The organism is Qipengyuania sp. B-5 (assembly GCF_056857815.1).
In genome coordinates this window covers 90,568-108,167 of sequence record NZ_JBSXNU010000041.1, presented here as the reverse complement: position 1 = coordinate 108,167, position 17,600 = coordinate 90,568, and the positions used below count along the sequence as shown (strand labels likewise).

Below are 17,600 nucleotides of genomic sequence, written 5' to 3'. Positions count from 1 at the left end.
AGCACATGCTTTCCGTCGCCAATGTCCGCTCGCCTTCGGCCGCGGCGAGCTACTTCGCCTCGGACAATTACTACGCGAGCGCCGATGCCGACCGTTCGGGGCAGTGGGTGGGCGAGGGTGCAAAGCGCCTTGGTCTCAATGGCAAGGTCGAGGCCCAAACGTTCGACGCGTTGCTGAGAGGCGAGCTGCCCGACGGCAGCAGCGTCGGCAATCCCGGGCAGGCACACCGCCCGGGTACAGACCTCACTTTCTCCGTTCCCAAGAGCTGGTCGCTGCTGGCGCTCGTCGGGAAGGATGAGCGGATCATTGCCGCCTACCGCGAAGCCGTCCTCGAAGCGCTGCACTGGGCTGAGAAGAATGCGGCCGAGACCCGGATGGTCGAGAAAGGCAAAACCGTCACACAGGCCACCGGGAACCTCGCGATCGGCCTGTTCCAGCACGACACCAACCGTAACCAGGAGCCGAACCTCCATTTCCATGCGGTCATCGCCAATGTCACGCAAGGCAAGGACGGCAAGTGGCGAACGCTCAAGAATGATCGGCTCTGGCAGCTCAACACCACGCTCAATTCTATCGCAATGGCGCGCTTTCGCGTCGCGGTCGAGAAGCTTGGCTATGAGCCGGGACCGACCCTCAAGCACGGCAATTTCGAAGCGCGCGGTATCACCCGCGAACAGGTCATGGCGTTCTCGAGCCGCCGCCAGGAAGTGCTCGATGCACGGCGCGGTTCTGGTCTTGAAGCGGGCCGCATTGCCGCGCTCGATACGCGCGCGAGCAAGGACGGGATCGAGGACCGCGAGGCCCTCGGCATGCAATGGAGCGACACCGCGAAATCGATCGGGCTGGACCTCGCGCCCTTGGTCGAGCGGGCGCAGACCCGCTCACTGAAACAGTCGATCGAAACTGGCAGGTTCGGCTCGCTTGTCGAGCGCGGGCGCGCATGGCTGGGACGCTTCGTCGCGCATGTCAGGGGCGATCCGGCTGATCCGCTTGTGCCCAAGTCGGTCCTCAGACAGGACCGTGAAACGATCGCAGCGGCACAGGCCGTCGCTTCGGCGGTGCGTCATCTTTCGCAGCGCGAGGCTGCCTTCGAGCGCACCGCGCTCTACAAGGCTGCGCTCGATTTCGGGTTGCCAGCGACGATTGCTGATATCGAGAAACGGACCCGCGCCTTGGTGCGCTCTGGCGATCTCATAGCAGGGATGGGAGAGCACAAGGACTGGCTCGCCTCGCGTGACGAGGTGCTGACCGAGCAGCGGATCGTGTCCGAGGTTGCCGCCGGCAAGGGTGCGAGCTCATCTGCAGTTGAGCCGGAAAGCGCGACTGATCGTGTCCAGGCCGCTGCAATGACAGGGCAGGGGTTCCGTCTCAACGAGGGTCAGCTCGGGGCGGCGAAGCTGATCCTGACGTCCGAGGATCGAACGATCGCGGTCCAGGGAATTGCCGGTGCCGGCAAGAGCAGTGTTCTGAAGCCAGTCGCTGAGGTGCTGCGCGACGAGGGCCACTCGGTCATTGGCCTCGCAATCCAAAACACTCTCGTCCAGATGCTCGAACGCGACACCGGTATCGGCTCGCAGACGCTGGCCCGCTTTCTTGGTGGCTGGAAAAAGCTGCTCGACGATCCCGGCAACGCGGCGCTTCGCGCGGAGGCAAAGGCGGCACTGAAAGACCATGTGCTGGTGCTCGACGAAGCATCGATGGTCTCAAACGAGGACAAGGAAAAGCTCGTCCGTCTCGCCAATCTGGCTGACGTTCACCGCCTGGTCCTGATGGGGGACCGCAAGCAGCTCGGCGCAGTCGATGCGGGCAAACCCTTCGCGCTCCTGCAGCGGACAGGCATGGCGCGCGCTGAAATGGCGACCAACCTGCGCGCGCGCGACCCTGTCGTTCGCGAGGCGCAGGCGGCAGCGCAGGCGGGCGATGTGCGCACGGCGCTGCGTCACCTGCAGCCGCACACACTCGAGGCCAGGGGCGATGGCGCGCTGGTCGCGGCTAACACCTGGTTGGCGCTCGACAAGGACACCCGCTCGCGCACCTCGATCTACGCTTCGGGCCGCGCCATCCGCTCTGCGGTCAATGCTGCCGTCCAGCAGGGACTTCTCGCCAATGGCGAGATCGGACCGGGCAAGGCCGAGCTTGGAGTGCTGGATCGCGTCAACACGACCCGCGAAGAACTGCGACATCTGTCAGCCTACCAGCCTGGCCGGGTGCTCGAGGTCTCGAGAAAGCAACAGGCCCTGGGACTGTCAGCGGGCGAGTATCGTGTCTTGGGACAGGACCGGAAGGGCAGGCAGGTCGAAGTTGCGGACAAGCGCGGCAAGCGGTTCCGGTTCGACCCGGCACGGATCAGGGCAGGGAAGGGCGACCAGAATCTGACTTTGCATGAGCCGAGGAAGCTCGAAATCCATGAAGGCGACCGGATCCGCTGGACCCGCAACGATCACCGGCGCGGCCTGTTCAATGCCGACCAGGCCAGGGTGGTTGCCATTGCCGGCGGAAAGGTCACTTTCGAAACTTCAAGGGGAGACCAGGTCGAGCTCAAAAAGGACGATCCGATGCTGAAGCGGATCGATCTTGCCTATGCGCTGAACGCCCATATGGCGCAGGGTCTGACATCCGATCGCGGCATTGCAGTCATGGACAGCCGCGAGCGCAACCTGTCGAACCAGAAGACCTTCCTGGTGACGATCACGAGGCTTCGCGATCACCTGACGCTGGTTGTCGATAGTTCGGACAGGCTCGGAGCAGCCGTCGCACGCAACAAGGGCGAGAAGGCCTCGGCCCTCGAGGTCACCGCACAGTTGACCCCGCCAGAAAAGAAAAACGGCGAACTTGATCAGCTGAAACCGGAAGAGGTCAACAAGGCCGAAAAGGAACTCGCCCGAAGCAAGAGCAAGACACTGGACTTCGGGATTTGAAGGGCCGCTATGTGCCAGATTTTCTGACGAATTGGGCCAGGCAGTTGGTCCAGGTGGTGCTTACACGCGAACGGCCGGATTTCGGAACCGCTCTCAGATCGCAAGAGTCTTGCGATGCCTCTCAATCGCGCTTCGCACGTCATCGGGGAAGGGCAGGTGTCCGCTTTCGTTGCTCCAGGCGTCGTCGAACTGTGCAACGACATCCTTCGCTGTCGCGGTGATCAGCTTGGCAGGCAGCCTTGCCTTGTCGGCGATCGCCTCGAGTTCATCATAGGTATAGGACGCCCACTCGCGCGAGCTATGAAACTTGAGTGCAGCATCGTCGCCTGGGATATAGGCGAGCGTCGAAAGCAGGTCATAGGCAGGTGCCAGCAGCGCGTTTCGCCTATCCGGATAGATCAACGACCAGTTCTTGAGGTGCATGTCGCCATTCCCGATCAGCACCGAGTAGGTGAGCCGGCGGACCAATTCGACCACGCTTTGCTCGTCGGTCTCGATCGCCAGCACGCTGAGGATCTGGCGGTAGCTCGCATTCTCGTATTTATCGTCTGCAAAGACACCGAACACCTGGGCGAAGTCTTCGGTGTGTACGGGTCCCTCTTCTCCCCGGTCGAAGCGCCGGATGGCAAAAGCGGACTCTCCGTAACGGGTGATACCTTCGGGTATGCCATCAATCTGATCGAGCGGAACAAGGTCGATTTCAGGAACGTCGATCCCGATCTTTGCCGCCAGTTTCATCGCTGCGAATTCTGCCTCGGGCACGTCCGGATGTCTGGCAGACGGGAGCTTGACGATCCAGTCGCCGCCGCTGCCCGTGACCGGGATCGTCAGCCCGCCATTCTTGCCCTGGGCTTTGATTGCCGAGAATTTGAGTTGCACGCCGGCAAGCGAGAAGCGCAGCGCGCGCTCTGCCTGCTTCCCCGCCGCTTCTTCATCTAGCTCGTCGGCCTCCGTTTCCTCGGCATCGACGGCGACGGCGCGCACTGCGCCGGGAAGATCGTGCCCGAGCTGTGCGAGAAGGTGGTACTCGCGCATGGCTTTCACGCCCGCGCGGCGGGCCAGGTAGTCGCGAAGCGTGCCTTCAGGAAGGAGGTTGGAGAAGAACGGCTCAATCTTCGTTCGATAGCTGCGTGTCTCGGCAATGATTTCGCCGTTCGCGTCCTTGTAGGCCAGCGACAGCGTTGGCCGATCCTGGTCGGCAAGGTAGACTTCGTCGAATGTGAAGATGCTCGCATCTCCATCGAGGCGCGCAATGGTTCCAACGCGCGTCTTACCCAGAAAGATATCGAGAGCAGCTGCGTCGATCATGTGGCGTCGTCCCCAAGGCGGTAAGCAGGCCGTCTTGAGGCACTGTCTTGACCGATTGCTTGAACCTGCGAGTTTCTGACGTGTTGGAGGGCACGCGTGGATGCTGCGATCTGTTGGGTGAGTTTCTTCCTTCCCTCTTGCTGCTCAAGCGCCCAGCCGAGATCCTGGAGATGCTTTTTCAGATGAGCGACGGGCTGCAAGGCCTGCTCGATGGCTTTGAGCGTTTCGGGAGTGAAATTAACGGCCTGGATATCCTTAAGTGCGCTTTGAAGCTCGGTCACTTCGGTGACGCTCGGATAGCTCTCCCGTACTCGCTCGGCGAACCGGTTGGTTTCGGCAATCGTTGCGAGCACTCGACTTGCCTCGCTTCTTTCGCGGTGTGAGCGAACTACGCCTTCGATCGCCGGTACGGTCCTTCGAGGCACTAGCTTCAGTTCGAGGTCGAGCGCGCGCGCTATTTCGACGAGGCTGGAAATCTGTAGGTCTACACTCCCGCCTTCGATTTTGGAGATATGGCTTTGAGGCAAGCCTACCCGTTCACCCAGCTGTTTCTGGGTAAAGCCTTTTGCTATCCGTGCCGCTTTGATGCTTGCGGCGATGTCCTCGATTGTCGTGCTCATAAATATGTTTCTACATATGCTGGCCTACGTCTATATGTTTTAGCATATACCATGATCGTTGAGAAAGGCAATAGAGATATGCAATGGCATATATACACTACCCATGATAGGCCATTGCATATCATGGGTAGTGTTTGCCGCGCATAAAGCGTGAGCCGTCGTCACTTCAAAGAGCCTTTTCCCGCTCTTTCGATGACAGAGCTTTCGCCCAGAGATCTGCCATTCAGTCAGGAAGGCCAACGGCGGCAATGCGCCCTCGATCCGGTCGTTCCCGTCATGGCAAGAATGTCTCAAAAGCGGTCGTCACAATCGAGTTATATTGGTGGCAGTGGAGCTTTCGTTATCCGGATATCAGACAAGTGGCTTAGTCGGGCCAAAAGTTGTTTGGGCGCTGTCGTCGTGCGCTATGCACCGAAGAGCACGGGCTTGAATGATTACAGGCTTCGCGCCGGCTCGCCTCTCCTTGTCAGGAGCCGGTCCTTAAGGCTTTGGCACAATCATGTCTCTCTTCGTCTCATAGTCGGATATCGCGTCGACGCATTTCAGCGTAAGCGCGATTTCATCCAACCCTTCGAGCAGGCATGACTTGCGAAAGGCGTCGATTGAGAAACGAAATAGGTGATCGGGGGCAGTGGAAACGGATTGATCCTCCAGGTCGATAGTAATTGAGTGCCTTGTTGCAACGTCCAAGAGGATATCGATCTCTTCCTGCGGCAATTCGACAGTCAAAATACCGTTCTTGAAGGCATTGCTGGCAAAGATGTCCGAAAAGCTCGGAGCGATGATCGCACGCACGCCCATGCCGAGAAGTGCCCAGGCCGCATGCTCACGGCTCGATCCGCAGCCGAAATTGTCGCCCGCGATAAGAATGGGCGCGCCAACATATCGGGGGTCATCGAAGATGTTGTCGGGATCGGCCCGCAGAATCTCGAACGCTCCTTCGCCTAGACCTTGCCGACTTATCGTTTTCAGCCAGCGTGCGGAAATGATTACATCGGTATCGACATTTTTGGCGCCGAAGGGAATTGCTCGACCGACAATCTTGCTAACGGGTTGCATTATCTCTCTTCCATGGAACTCAGAAGCAAGCTGTCGGGGAGGGGGAATGCGTCATGCGATATCCCTCACATCCGTTATCTTCCCCGAAATGGCGGCGGCCGCCGCCATAGCCGGTGAAAGCAGGTGTGTGCGGGCCCCCGGTCCCTGCCTGCCCATGAAATTGCGATTGGAAGTTGAAGCACAACGTTCGCCTGCCGGAACCTTGTCGGGGTTCATTCCGAGGCAGGCAGAGCAGCCTGGCTCGCGCCATTCAAAGCCTGCCTCGATGAAAATCTGGTCGAGCCCCTCTTCCTCCGCTTGTTTCCTAACAAGACCGGAGCCGGGTACGACTATGGCCCATTTTACCGTGTCTGCCTTGCGGCGCCCTTTCAGTACCTCGGCCGCAGCGCGCAGGTCTTCTATCCTGCTGTTTGTGCAGGATCCGATGAAGATGTTCTGGACTGCGATGTCGGTAATCTTCTGGCCCGCAGCGAGCCCCATATAGGCAAGGCTTCGGCGCGCGGCCTCTCGTTTGGAAGGGTCGGCGAATTCCTCGGGATCGGGCACCCTGCCTCCGACTGGGATGACATCTTCCGGACTCGTACCCCAGGTGACGCTTGGCTCGATCTTGGAGGCATCAATCGTTATCGACTTGTCGAAGCGCGCGCCCGTATCGGTTTTGAGGCTGCGCCAGTATTCCACCGCCTTTTCCCAATCCCCTCCGCCCGGAGCCATAGGCAAACCTTTAAGATAGGCGAAAGTCTTGTCATCCGGCGCGATCAGGCCGGAACGCGCGCCTGCCTCGATGCTCATGTTACAAATGGTCAGGCGGCTTTCGATGCTCATCTCCTCGAACACCTTGCCTCGGTACTCGATCACATGACCCGTGCCGCCCGCGGTACCCAGCTGGCCGATGATCTGGAGGATTAGGTCCTTTGCCGTAACGCCGGGGCCTAGCTGCCCGGTCACATTGACTTCCATAGATTTCGATTGGCGTAGAAGCAGGGTCTGCGTGGCAAGAACATGCTCGACCTCGCTCGTCCCAATACCGAAAGCCAGAGCGCCTATTCCCCCATGCGCGGCAGTGTGGGAATCCCCGCAAACAATCGTGGTGCCTGGCAGAGAAAAACCCTGCTCTGGACCAACCACATGTACGATACCCTGCGCACGCTCCGTTTCCCCAATATAACGAACGCCGAAGTCGCGGGCGTTTTTTTCGAGGGCGGCAAGTTGCGCTGAGCTTTGTGGGTCTTCGACCGGAATGCGAACACCCGATTGGTCGAAGCGGGGCGTCGTCGGAACGTTATGATCGGGTACCGCAAGGGTAAGGTCGGGGCGGCGAACCTCGCGACCTGCAAGCCGAAGTCCTTCGAACGCTTGCGGACTGGTCACTTCGTGCACCAGGTGCCTGTCTATGTAAATCAGACAGGTCCCATCTGGTCGTTGGGTTACGACATGGGCGTCCCATATCTTCTCGTATAGTGTCCGGGGCCTATCCGACATAAGTCACGTATTCCGGCTGAAGCGGCGGCGGGTCAGTTATGGCGGAGGGGGCAAGGGGGTGCCCCTCCCCCTCCGATAAGCTGGCGGGTGCGCTAGAATTTTACACCTGCTTCGACGCCTACGAGGCGGCGTGCACCCGGCGAGATGAACGAGCCACCGAACTCGATCGCAGGGATCGCTTCGTTGATGTATTTTTCATCGAACATGTTGTTCGCAAAGACTGCGAGCGTGATGTTTTCCGTCTCGATCCCCGCGCGCATATTCATCACGCCGAACGCATCGCGCTGCGCGACATCGTAGCGTGCATTGCCAACGAAGTCGGGCAGTGCGAGTGCCGAAATCGGTAGCAGGCCCGAGAACAGCGTCGGACGTTCCTGGTCCTGCACGGTATGGAACCACGTCGGGCCCGTGATGCGGTAGTCGGCGCGCACCACGAAATCGATTTCCGGGGTCAGCGGCGCTTCGATCTCGGTACCGAGGTTGATCGTATAATCCGCCGTATAGGGCGATTTGTTGCCGACCGTGTAAGGACGCGATGCGTTTTCCTTGATCTCGCTTTCGGTGACATTGAACGCGCCGAAGAACTTCCAGCCATCGACGACTTCGGCGGTCAGATTGAGCTCGCCGCCGTACACCTCGACTTCATCGATGTTGGACACCACGCGCAAAAGACCGAAGCCGCCTACGAAGAACTCGAAGAACTGCATGTCTTCGATGTTGGTGTAGTAGCCCGCGAGGTCGAAGGTAATCGCACCATCGGCAAGCTCACCCTTGATCCCGGCTTCGAAAGCGCTTGAGACTTCTTTATCGTATTCATCCTCAATAAGGACGTCGGCGCCGATGAAATCGTTGAAGCTTGCATCGACGAGGGCCGCTGACCCCTGATTGTTGAAGCCCCCGGATTTGAATCCGATACCCCAGTTGGCATAGATATTGAGATCCGGATTAGGGCGATAGCTGATCGAAAACTTGGGCTGCAACTGCTTGTAGGTCCCTTCCTTCGGTGTCAGCGCGCCAAACAGCTGGCCGGGATTGATCGGCCCACCAGTGAAAGGGTCGTCTACGTCAGGAACGAGGGAGTTGGTTTTGCGGTCTTCGATGTCATAACGCAGCGCAAGGCCCACATCGAGCGTGCTCGAAATCTCGTAATCGAGCGACCCGAAGGCCGCATACACATTGGTATCGAACGCATCCCAAAGCAGCAGCGAAGTAGGGTTGGAGCTGCCGGGCGCATTGTAAAGCTCGGTGCTTACCCCGGCTCCCGTATCTGCTCCGAGACTGACACCGACCTCGCGATCAATGTTCAGATAATAGGCCCCAATTTGCCAATTGAGCGGCCCGCCATTGTCGGACGCGAGTCGAATTTCGGCGCTGATATCGGCCTGGTCGCGCGTCTGAAGTTGTGTGCCGTCGCAGGTTGTCGGGCTGTATGCGCCGAAGGTCGAACCGTTCACCGGATCGAAGATAAACGGCACCGGAAGATTGCCGATAAAGCCAGGCTGGTTGATCGGAAAGCCGGTGAGATCGGCCGTCGTGGCGAAACACGAATTCACTGCCGTGGCGCCTGCCGGATCGACCGCCGAGATATAGCGGGCGAAGTCAGCAGAAGTTTCATCCGACGTCAGTTGCTGGGAGACGTCGGAGTAGAGCACCCAACCCGTCAACACCATCGTATCGAAGGTATGTTCCAGCTTGGCCGAAATGTCGAAGGTTTCCTGGTTATTGGTCGGTCGGATATTGCTGGAATAGCCGAAGGGATGTTCATTCACGTCTTCATTAAACGCAGGATTTACCGCTGCAAAATTGGGAAGGTGGAACGAGGCGTTGAAGTTGATCGAGGCACCGCTCAACTCCGAGTAGCGCGCCTTGATGTCCAACTCGGTATCGGGGGTGATGTCGGCCACGAGGCGACCGTCCACGCTCCAAACTTCCTGGTCATCGACTACTTTTGCGTCGAGAAACTCATTTCGAAAGAAACCATCGGTAGTGCGATAGTATCCTGAAAGCACAAAGCCCATGTTGTCAGAGATTGGTCCCGCAATGTGACCGGTACCCTCGATTGTGTTTTCGTTCGCGTAAGACGCTGTAACAGCGCCTTCGAACGAGCTTCCGGGTTTGAGGGTTTGCAGTACAACCGCGCCAGCGGCAGCATTGCGACCATAGAGTGCGCCCTGAGGTCCCTTGAGAATCTCGACTTGGCGAAGCGTCCCCTGAACCTGGTTGAGTTGGGCGGTGTTGGTCTTGAGAATCCCGTCGACCACGAGGGCGATCGAGCTTTCCGCATCACGAGCACCATTTATACCGCGGATATTTACCTGGGTATCGCCAGCCTCAGCCGTCCCGGTCACGATCGTGACGCCGGGGGTCAACTGAGCAAAATCGGCCGCGTTGTCCGCTCCGGTTCTTTCAAGCGCCTCGGAGGTGAGGACCGAAACCGATGCAGGTACGTCTTGCAGTGTTTCTGACTGGCGCCGCGCGGTCACAATGATGACGTCGCCATCTTCGGTCGTAGCCGCTGGCGCCGGGGCCTGTTCCGCCTCCTGGGCTGCGACGGGCGTAGCGATTATCACACCCGGAGCGATTGAAGCGAGAAGTACCGATCGAAAGCTGCGCATAGCGTTCCCCTGCTCTGACTGCGCCTGCCACCAAGGGAATATCGGCCCTCATGAGAACAGGCTTGATTGCTTGAATCCTTATTGTATACAAAATGGGTTGGTCAAGCCTTTTTGACCTCATTCAAGCGGAGAGCAAATGTCCAAGGCGTCGGACAAGGCCTACGAGACCATCAGAGGGCTTATCCTGTCGGGGGAGCTGGGCCCGGGCGCACCCTTGCGCGAAGAGGCTTTGGCGGAGCGGTGCGGGGTTTCACGCACGCCTGTCAGGGAGGCAATGCGGAGGCTTGAGAACGAGTTGCTGATTCGCAAGAACGAATCGCAACGCAGTTTCGTCTCAGACTGGTCGCTGGATGATGTGCGAGACACTTTCGAGTTGAGGGCTGTTGTAGAGGGTCTTGCAGCTCAGCGGGCGGCGGAGAGGGTGACGCCTTCACTGCTGGCTAAAATGCGTGCTTTCAATGATTTGATACGCCAGTCGAGCGCCCTCGATAAGCCAGATGTCGACGCCTTCCTTGAGGCTAATCTCGCGTTCCATAACCTTATCATAGAGGCTGCAGCCTCTCCTCGCCTTGCGATGCTGCTGGCGACGCTTATCGAGCAGCCGATCGTTTGGCGTACCGCCAAATTCTACGGCAATGAGGAATTACGGCGCTCGTACGAGGAGCACGCCGAATTGCTAGCCGCTTTTGCCCGTCGAGACGGTCTCTGGGCGCGCGATGTTATGCGCGCCCACATCAGGCGCGCCTACCATTCCTATGCCGACGCCCACATCGAGTTGGCGAGGAGCATGCGAGCCCGTACGGATAATAAGAGCGAGGCCGCCTGAATGGTAAAAATGTATACAAGTAGTTCTGCAGAAATTGTCGAAGTTGGGCCGCGGGACGGTTTACAGAACGAGCCGGATATCGTCGCTACCGCTGATAAGCTGGCGATGATCCAATCGATGCTCGACTATGGTGCGCGGCGGCTGGAAGTTGCCAGTTTCGTGCATCCACAGCGGGTGCCGCAGATGGCCGATGCAGAAGCAGTAATCGCCGCCCTCCCGGATCGCGAGGACGTGACGTACATCGGCCTTGTGCTGAACAAGCGCGGAGTGATGCGCGCGCTGGCAACGCGTGATGGCGGTTCGCGCGGCATCGACCAAGTTGGCTGTGTGCTCGTTGCAAGTGACACCTTCGGTCAAAAAAACCAGGGTCAGACGATAGCAGAAGGGATTGAAGAGAACCGCGCCATGATCCGTTTCGCCAAAGAAAACGGTATACGCGCCCAGATTACCATCTCGGCCGCTTTCGGCTGCCCCTTCGAAGGAGAGGTAAAGTCGGAAACGGTACTTGCGATTGCAGAAGAACTGGCTGCGGAAGATCCGGAAGAAATTGCACTGGCTGACACTATCGGCGTGGGTGTGCCAGCGCAGGTATCCGATCTCTTCGGACAGTTGTCCGAGCTTATCGGCGACCGCTTCCCGCTGCGCTGTCATTTTCACAACACCCGCGGCACCGGTATCGCCAATGCGTGGGCCGCCTACCAAGCAGGCGTTCGCATCTTCGATTCCAGCCTCGGCGGTCTCGGCGGCTGCCCCTTTGCGCCGAAGGCGACCGGCAACATCGCCACCGAAGACCTGATCTACCTGATGGAAAACTCAGGAGTTTCGACGGGTATCGACCTCGATGCTGCAATCAAAGCCAACACGAACTTCAGCGGCGTTCTGGGCCGCGAACTGCCCTCGCTCGTCGCGCGCGCGGCTGGCTGAACGATGATCTTGGAGAAGCTATGACCTACAGACTTGGCGTCGATGTCGGCGGGACCTTCACAGACCTGCTCCTTTTCGATGAAGACACGGGCAATTTTTGGCGACACAAGACGCCGTCCACGCCGCACGACAGCTCCGAGGGAATTCTCAACGGTGTTCAGGCAATCACGACAGAGGCCGGAGTTGCAGCCAAGGACATCGCGTACTTTCTGCATGGCACCACGGTTGCAACCAACGCCGTCCTCGAAGGCAAAGGTGCTCGCGTCGGACTAATCGTCACCGAGGGCTATCGCGACGTCATGCAAATCGCGCGTAGCTTTGTGCCTGGCGGCTTGGCAGCATGGATTGTCTGGCCGAAGCCGCAGCCGCTCGCTGCACTCGAAGATACGCTGGAAGTACCGGGCCGGATGGACGCCGACGGAAATGAAGTGCGACCTCTGGACGAAGATGCCGTGCGGGCAGTGCTCGAAATGCTCAAAGCACAGGGCATCGAGGCGCTGACCGTCAGCCTGATGAACGCTTATGTCGATGGCAGGCATGAGAAACGCATCGGCGAACTTGCCGCTGAAATTCTCGGCGATTCAATCCCGGTATCACTCAGCCACGAAGTTCTGCCCGAAATGCAGGAATACGAGCGCACGCTGTCGACGGTTGCCAATGCCGCCGTCCGGCCCGTGGTCGGCAAGTATGTTTCGAACCTGAGGAGCAGGCTCGAAAGCGAGGGACTTGAAGGTAAGCTCTCGCTGCTGCGTTCCGATGGTGGCTTGATGAGCAGCCAGAAGGCCGAGGAGCACCCGGTCAATATCCTGATGTCGGGTCCTGCAGGCGGCGTGACAGGTGCAATGTGGGTCGCGAAGAACGCCGGTCTCAACAACATCCTCACTCTCGATGTCGGCGGCACCTCTACTGACGTTGCCCTGATCGAGGGCCTCGAGCCTCGCCGTCAGCGCACGACCGAAGTTGGCCACCTTTCGGTGCGCGCCTCTGCGCTCGATGTTAAAACCGTGGGTGCTGGCGGTGGATCGATTGCCCACGTTCCAGAACTGACCAAGGCGCTTCGTGTCGGTCCGGAAAGCGCAGGCGCCGTTCCCGGCCCTGTGGCGTATGGCAAGGGCGGCGAATTGCCGACCGTGACTGATGCCAATGTGGTGCTCGGCTATCTGCCGGAAGATTTGCTCGGCGGTTCGTTCAAGCTCGATCGCGAAGGCGCGAAGGAGGCGGTGCAAACCATCGCCGATGCCCTGGGCATCGACTTGATGGAAGCCGCGCGCGGCATCATCGATATCGTCAACGAGAACATGTTCGGTGCGCTGCGCATGATCTCGGTCCAGCAAGGCTACGACCCGCGCGACTTTGCCGTCATGGGATTTGGCGGGGCAGGTCCGCTCCACGTTAATGCCGTGGCCAAGCTAATGGGCAGCTGGCCCGCAGTTTCGCCGGTATCTCCCGGCGTTCTCTGCGCACTTGGCGATGCGACGACGCGCATGCGCACCGAAACCGCGCGCAGCTTCTCGCGGCTCGCAAAGGACACGGCCATCGCCGACCTCACCGAAGTGCTCGACGAAATGGCAGAGCAGACCCGCAATGAACTGCTCAGTGACGGCATCCCCGAAGGCGACATCACGCTGCAGTTCGAGGTCGATATCCGCTATGCGGGACAAGCTTTCGAAGTCCCGCTGACGATCGATCAGGAGGTGCTGAAGAAGGATGGGATCGAGGGCATCCTTGCCCGCTTCGACGAAGAGCATCGTCGCCTGTTCACATTCAACATGGATACGCCGCACGAGATCGTGAACCTGCGTGCAGTTGCGCTGGGGCAAGCCCCGGCACTGCCCGCAGCAGCACTCGAAAAGGGTAATGGAGATCCCTCAGCCGCCAAGATACGCGACCACACTTTGTGGATGGATGGCAAGGAGCAGGCTGCCGTAATCTACGACCGCGCCAAGCTGCGCCAGGGCGATATCATCCCTGGCCCTGCCATCATCACAGAAATGGATTCGACCACCCTGGTCGAAACCGGCTGCACCGCCACCGTCGATCACGTTGGCAACATCCTCATCAACCCCAACCAGGAGGGCTGAACGATGCCGGCACAAATCATCGAAACAAACGACAAGCCGTTCGACCGCGTAAGCATCGACCCGGTCACCCTCGACATCATCGAAAACGCACTGCGGAATGCGCGTATCGAAATGGACGCCACGCTCGTGCGCACGGCTATGAGCCCTGGCATCCGCGAGCAGGGAGACAGCTTTCCGCTCATCGCCGATCCGGCGGGCAAAATGATTGTCGGGCAATTCGGCAGCTTCATAGATGGCTTCCTCAAGGGTTTCGACGGGACGATCGAGGACGGGGACATGATCTTCCTGTCCGATCCTTATTCGTGCGAAGGTGCGATCAGTCACTCGAACGACTGGCTGGTCCTTTTACCGGTATTCAAGTCGGGACGGCTGATCGCCTATACTGCCATGTTCGGCCACCAGAGCGACATCGGCGGTTCCGTCCCAGGTTCCATGCCCATCGGCGCCAGCTCGATTTTCGAGGAAGGTGTGCGCATCCCGCCGGTCAAAATCTGGCGCAAGGGCGAATATAATGACGACCTGATGAAGCTTGTCATGCACCAGACCCGCAAGCCGGACTGGTGTCAGGCCGACCTGGACGCGCTGATCGCCAGCTGCAGGGTGGCCGCCAAGCGCGTGGTCGAAATGGCCGAGCGCTTCGGGGACGATGTCTATTATTCGGCTACGCAGGACCTTCTGGACCGAAACTATCGCGCAATGAAGGCACTGATCGAGATGGCAGTGGCCGAGGAGCCTGTCAGTTTCGAGGATTACATCTGCGACGATGGCAAGGGCTATGGTCCCTACAAGATCAAATGCACCATGTGTCGTGCTGGCGAAAAGGTGATTCTCGATTTCGAAGGCACCGATCCGCAGAGCGCGGCCTCGATCAATTTCTATCTCAACGAGAACATGTTCAAGATGTTCTTCGGCATCTACATGATCATGGTCTTCGACCCGCAGATCCTGTTCAACGATGGGTTTTACGACCTGATCGAGGTCAAGATCCCCGAAGGCTCTTTGTTGAAGCCGAAGTTCCCTGCAGCTCTCTCGGGCCGCACCCATGCGCTCGGACGGATTTTCGACATTCTTGGCGGCCTGCTGGGGCAGAAAACCCCAGAATTCCTCAACGCCGCAGGCTTCAGCTCGTCGCCGCACATGTTCTATTCGGGCTGGGAAAGCCGCAAGGGCAAGGAACCAGGCTGGTTCCAGCTGTTCCAGATCGGATTCGGCGGCGTTCCGGGCCGTCCGCTGGGCGACGGGCCGGACGGACACTCGCTCTGGCCAGGCTTCACCAACGTTCCGAACGAGTTTCTCGAGCGCTATTTCCCTTTGCGGATCGAACGCTACTCGACCGAGCCCGACAGCGGCGGCCCGGGCCTGCACCGAGGTGGCAACGGCATCCACATGACTTATCGTTTCCTTGCCGATGGCAATATCGCAATCCACGACGACCGGTGGTTCGTCCCCCCTTGGGGCGTGAACGGCGGTCATCCGGGTGTACGTGCGAAGAAGGTGCTCGAACGGGCTGACGGCACGACCGAGATCGTCGGTAACAAGATCGAGGACGTTGAGGTCAAGGCGGGTGACTTGCTGCACTTCATCACCTGGGGCGGCGGCGGTTGGGGCGACCCGCTGGAGCGTGATCCCGAGCTTGTCGGCCTCGAAATCAGGCAAGGCCTAGTTACACCCGACGGCGCGCGCAATTATGGCGTGGTGGCCGATGAGGACGGTTCGGTGGATTCCGCTGCGACCGCGAATCTGCGCGAGGAGATGAAAGCCACCCGAGGCGAATTGCCTCTGTTCGATTACGGTCCCGGGATCGAGGCTCTGCGGGAAAGGTGCGAGGCTGAAACAGGTCTGCCTGCCCCGATCCAGCCGCGCTGGTCGGATCACGAGGCAGAGCTGGCGGAGGCTGCGGAATGAGCGGCGACTTGGTTAAAGCCCAAGCTGGTGCACTCGCAGGACTGCGCGTGGTCGAATTAGGGCAATTGCTCGCAGGTCCCTTCTGTGGGCAATTGCTTGGCGATATGGGTGCGGACGTGATCAAGGTCGAACCGCCAGGGGCCGGCGATCCGATGCGCGTCTGGGGACAGGGCGACGTCAAGGTCCAGTGGGAAGTGATCGGCCGCAACAAGCGCTCCGTAACAGCGAACCTGCGCGTTCCGGAAGGCCAGGACATCGTCCGCAAGCTGGCCGCACAGGCCGATGTGCTGATCGAAAATTTCAAGCCCGGCACCTTGGAGCGCTGGGGGCTCTCGCCCGACAGCCTGCTGGAGAAAAATCCAGGACTGATCATCGCCCGCATGTCGGGTTATGGTCAGACCGGCCCTTATTCGGATCGCGCCGGTTTCGGCGGTATCGGCGAGGCAATGGGTGGCTGGCGTTATGTCGTGGGCGAACCCGACCGTCCGCCCGCACGCATGGGCATTTCGATCGGCGATACGTTGTGTGCCAGCTATGGCTGCATGGGAGTCCTTGCCGCTTTGCATGCGCGAGAAAAGACCGGCAAAGGTCAGATCATCGACACTGCGCTTTACGAAGCGGTACTGCAGGTCATGGAAGGGCTTGTACCTGAATATGACTACAACGGGTATATCCGCGAAAGGTCGGGATCGATCCTGCCCGGCGTGGCGCCTTCCAATGTTTATACCTGCAAGGACGGCCCTTTCATGATCGGGGCCAACAAGGACGCGATCTTCGCTCGTTTGGCACAGGCCATGGGCCAGCCCAAACTGGCCGACGATCCCAAATACGCGACCCATCTCGCGCGCGGCGAAAACCAGCGCGAGCTCGACGATCTGATCAACCAATGGACTGCGACCAAGACGATTGAGGAAGTCGATGCGCTCATGATCAAGCATTCGATTCCTGCCGGGCGAGTATACCGTGCGCCCGACATGTTTGCCGATCCGCATTTCCAGGCGCGTCAAGCGATTGTCGAGGTGGAGACTGAGAACAAGGGTCGCATCAAGATGCAGAATGCCTTTCCCAAGTTCAGCGATACGCCTTCTGCTGTACGTCGACCCGCGCCTTCCGCGCCGGGACAGCACAATGGCGAAATCTATGGTGAGTTGTTTGGTTGGGACAGTGACGAACTTGCCAGACAGCGCGAGCAGGGCGTGATCTAGTGCCCGACCTTGCTTGGGACGACGCATTTACCGGACGCCTTCGCCCGGGCGAGAAGCCAGCTTTGCTGCTGGTTGATATGGTGATGGCTTATCTCGAGCCGGACTCACCGCTGTTTATCGAGACGGCGGCAGCTGCACGTAACGCTGCAGCCGAACTCTTGGAAGCCGCGCGCGCTGCGGAAATCCCGGTGGTCCACACCAACGTCAAATACCGCGAAGACGGGACGGACGGAGGCCATTTCTTCCGCAAGGTTCCTGGGCTTTCGGTCTGGGCGGGGGAAAACAGGCCACTGGGTGCGTTTGCCAAATCACTTCTGCCGCGGGACGGCGAGAGGATCTTTACCAAGCAATATCCTTCCGCCTTTTTCAGGACTGAACTCGCCGTGCATCTCGAATCGCTCGAGGTCGATACGGTCGTCATTGCCGGCTATTCGACCTCGGGCTGTGTGCGCGCCTCCGCCCTTGATGCGCTGCAATATGGCTTCATCCCGATCATTGCGACCGATGCCTGCGCCGACCGCGACGAGGCCATTCAATCAGCCAACCTGCATGATCTGGGCAGTAAATATGCCGAGCTTCAAACGAACCCGGAGATTTTAAGCTGGCTACTGTAGATTCGATTGCGCAGATCTGTCGTGGGCCGAATGTCGATTTCTT

General features: G+C 59.3%; 12 protein-coding genes. 7 read left to right on the top strand and 5 right to left on the bottom strand.

Going from position 1 to position 17,600, the window contains the following annotated elements; all coding sequences use genetic code 11:
* Window positions 1-5: 5 nt before the first annotated feature.
* On the top strand, window positions 6-2,918 hold the full coding sequence (gene mobF, locus AC13CE_RS06850) for a MobF family relaxase (RefSeq protein WP_482971967.1): 2,913 nt from the start codon (window positions 6-8) through the stop codon (window positions 2,916-2,918).
* A 93-nt stretch (window positions 2,919-3,011) separates the two neighbouring features.
* On the opposite strand, the gene AC13CE_RS06845 is transcribed toward mobF, so the two are convergent.
* From AC13CE_RS06845 to AC13CE_RS06825, 5 genes are all read right to left on the bottom strand, one after another.
* On the bottom strand, window positions 3,012-4,226 hold the full coding sequence (locus AC13CE_RS06845; RefSeq protein WP_090483106.1) for a type II toxin-antitoxin system HipA family toxin: 1,215 nt from the start codon (window positions 4,224-4,226) through the stop codon (window positions 3,012-3,014).
* Window positions 4,223-4,846: a helix-turn-helix domain-containing protein gene (locus tag AC13CE_RS06840; RefSeq protein WP_213176918.1), complete on the bottom strand. Its 624-nt coding sequence runs from the start codon at window positions 4,844-4,846 to the stop codon at window positions 4,223-4,225. The genes AC13CE_RS06845 and AC13CE_RS06840 overlap by 4 nt, the downstream gene beginning before the upstream one ends.
* Before the next feature lie 480 nt (window positions 4,847-5,326).
* The gene (gene leuD / locus AC13CE_RS06835) at window positions 5,327-5,905 is read right to left on the bottom strand and encodes a 3-isopropylmalate dehydratase small subunit (RefSeq protein WP_482971966.1); all 579 of its coding nucleotides are present in this window, start codon (window positions 5,903-5,905) and stop codon (window positions 5,327-5,329) included.
* 51 nt (window positions 5,906-5,956) lie between these two features.
* Window positions 5,957-7,387, bottom strand: coding sequence for a 3-isopropylmalate dehydratase large subunit (gene leuC / locus AC13CE_RS06830; protein ID WP_482971965.1), 1,431 nt, complete (start codon window positions 7,385-7,387; stop codon window positions 5,957-5,959).
* A gap of 92 nt (window positions 7,388-7,479) precedes the next feature.
* Window positions 7,480-10,002: a TonB-dependent receptor gene (locus AC13CE_RS06825; protein WP_482971964.1), complete on the bottom strand. Its 2,523-nt coding sequence runs from the start codon at window positions 10,000-10,002 to the stop codon at window positions 7,480-7,482.
* 136 nt (window positions 10,003-10,138) lie between these two features.
* Here AC13CE_RS06825 and AC13CE_RS06820 point away from each other — a divergent pair, with 136 nt between their 5' ends.
* The 6 genes from AC13CE_RS06820 to AC13CE_RS06795 all read left to right on the top strand — a co-directional run bounded on the left by AC13CE_RS06820 (window position 10,139) and on the right by AC13CE_RS06795 (window position 17,557).
* Complete coding sequence (locus tag AC13CE_RS06820; protein ID WP_482971963.1) at window positions 10,139-10,828, top strand: GntR family transcriptional regulator; 690 nt, start codon at window positions 10,139-10,141, stop codon at window positions 10,826-10,828.
* A gap of 9 nt (window positions 10,829-10,837) precedes the next feature.
* Window positions 10,838-11,752 (top strand): hydroxymethylglutaryl-CoA lyase, encoded by a 915-nt coding sequence (locus AC13CE_RS06815; protein ID WP_482971977.1) that lies wholly within the window; start codon window positions 10,838-10,840, stop codon window positions 11,750-11,752.
* A gap of 20 nt (window positions 11,753-11,772) precedes the next feature.
* Window positions 11,773-13,833, top strand: coding sequence for a hydantoinase/oxoprolinase family protein (locus AC13CE_RS06810; RefSeq protein WP_482971962.1), 2,061 nt, complete (start codon window positions 11,773-11,775; stop codon window positions 13,831-13,833).
* A 3-nt stretch (window positions 13,834-13,836) separates the two neighbouring features.
* The gene (locus tag AC13CE_RS06805) at window positions 13,837-15,738 is read left to right on the top strand and encodes a hydantoinase B/oxoprolinase family protein (protein ID WP_482971961.1); all 1,902 of its coding nucleotides are present in this window, start codon (window positions 13,837-13,839) and stop codon (window positions 15,736-15,738) included.
* Window positions 15,735-16,943: a CaiB/BaiF CoA transferase family protein gene (locus tag AC13CE_RS06800; protein ID WP_482971960.1), complete on the top strand. Its 1,209-nt coding sequence runs from the start codon at window positions 15,735-15,737 to the stop codon at window positions 16,941-16,943. Before AC13CE_RS06805 ends, AC13CE_RS06800 begins: the two co-directional genes overlap by 4 nt.
* Window positions 16,944-17,005: 62 nt before the next feature.
* On the top strand, window positions 17,006-17,557 hold the full coding sequence (locus tag AC13CE_RS06795; RefSeq protein WP_482971959.1) for an isochorismatase family protein: 552 nt from the start codon (window positions 17,006-17,008) through the stop codon (window positions 17,555-17,557).
* Window positions 17,558-17,600 lie beyond the last annotated feature (43 nt).

Bases quoted from the DNA above. Each gene is read 5' to 3' on its own strand.
- mobF (WP_482971967.1), top strand. From the start codon at position 6: ATGCTTTCCGTCGCCAATGTCCGCTCGCCTTCGGCCGCGGCGAGCTAC.
- AC13CE_RS06845 (WP_090483106.1), bottom strand. From the start codon at position 4,226: ATGATCGACGCAGCTGCTCTCGATATCTTTCTGGGTAAGACGCGCGTT.
- AC13CE_RS06840 (WP_213176918.1), bottom strand. From the start codon at position 4,846: ATGAGCACGACAATCGAGGACATCGCCGCAAGCATCAAAGCGGCACGG.
- leuD (WP_482971966.1), bottom strand. From the start codon at position 5,905: ATGCAACCCGTTAGCAAGATTGTCGGTCGAGCAATTCCCTTCGGCGCC.
- leuC (WP_482971965.1), bottom strand. From the start codon at position 7,387: ATGTCGGATAGGCCCCGGACACTATACGAGAAGATATGGGACGCCCAT.
- AC13CE_RS06825 (WP_482971964.1), bottom strand. From the start codon at position 10,002: ATGCGCAGCTTTCGATCGGTACTTCTCGCTTCAATCGCTCCGGGTGTG.
- AC13CE_RS06820 (WP_482971963.1), top strand. From the start codon at position 10,139: ATGTCCAAGGCGTCGGACAAGGCCTACGAGACCATCAGAGGGCTTATC.
- AC13CE_RS06815 (WP_482971977.1), top strand. From the start codon at position 10,838: ATGTATACAAGTAGTTCTGCAGAAATTGTCGAAGTTGGGCCGCGGGAC.
- AC13CE_RS06810 (WP_482971962.1), top strand. From the start codon at position 11,773: ATGACCTACAGACTTGGCGTCGATGTCGGCGGGACCTTCACAGACCTG.
- AC13CE_RS06805 (WP_482971961.1), top strand. From the start codon at position 13,837: ATGCCGGCACAAATCATCGAAACAAACGACAAGCCGTTCGACCGCGTA.
- AC13CE_RS06800 (WP_482971960.1), top strand. From the start codon at position 15,735: ATGAGCGGCGACTTGGTTAAAGCCCAAGCTGGTGCACTCGCAGGACTG.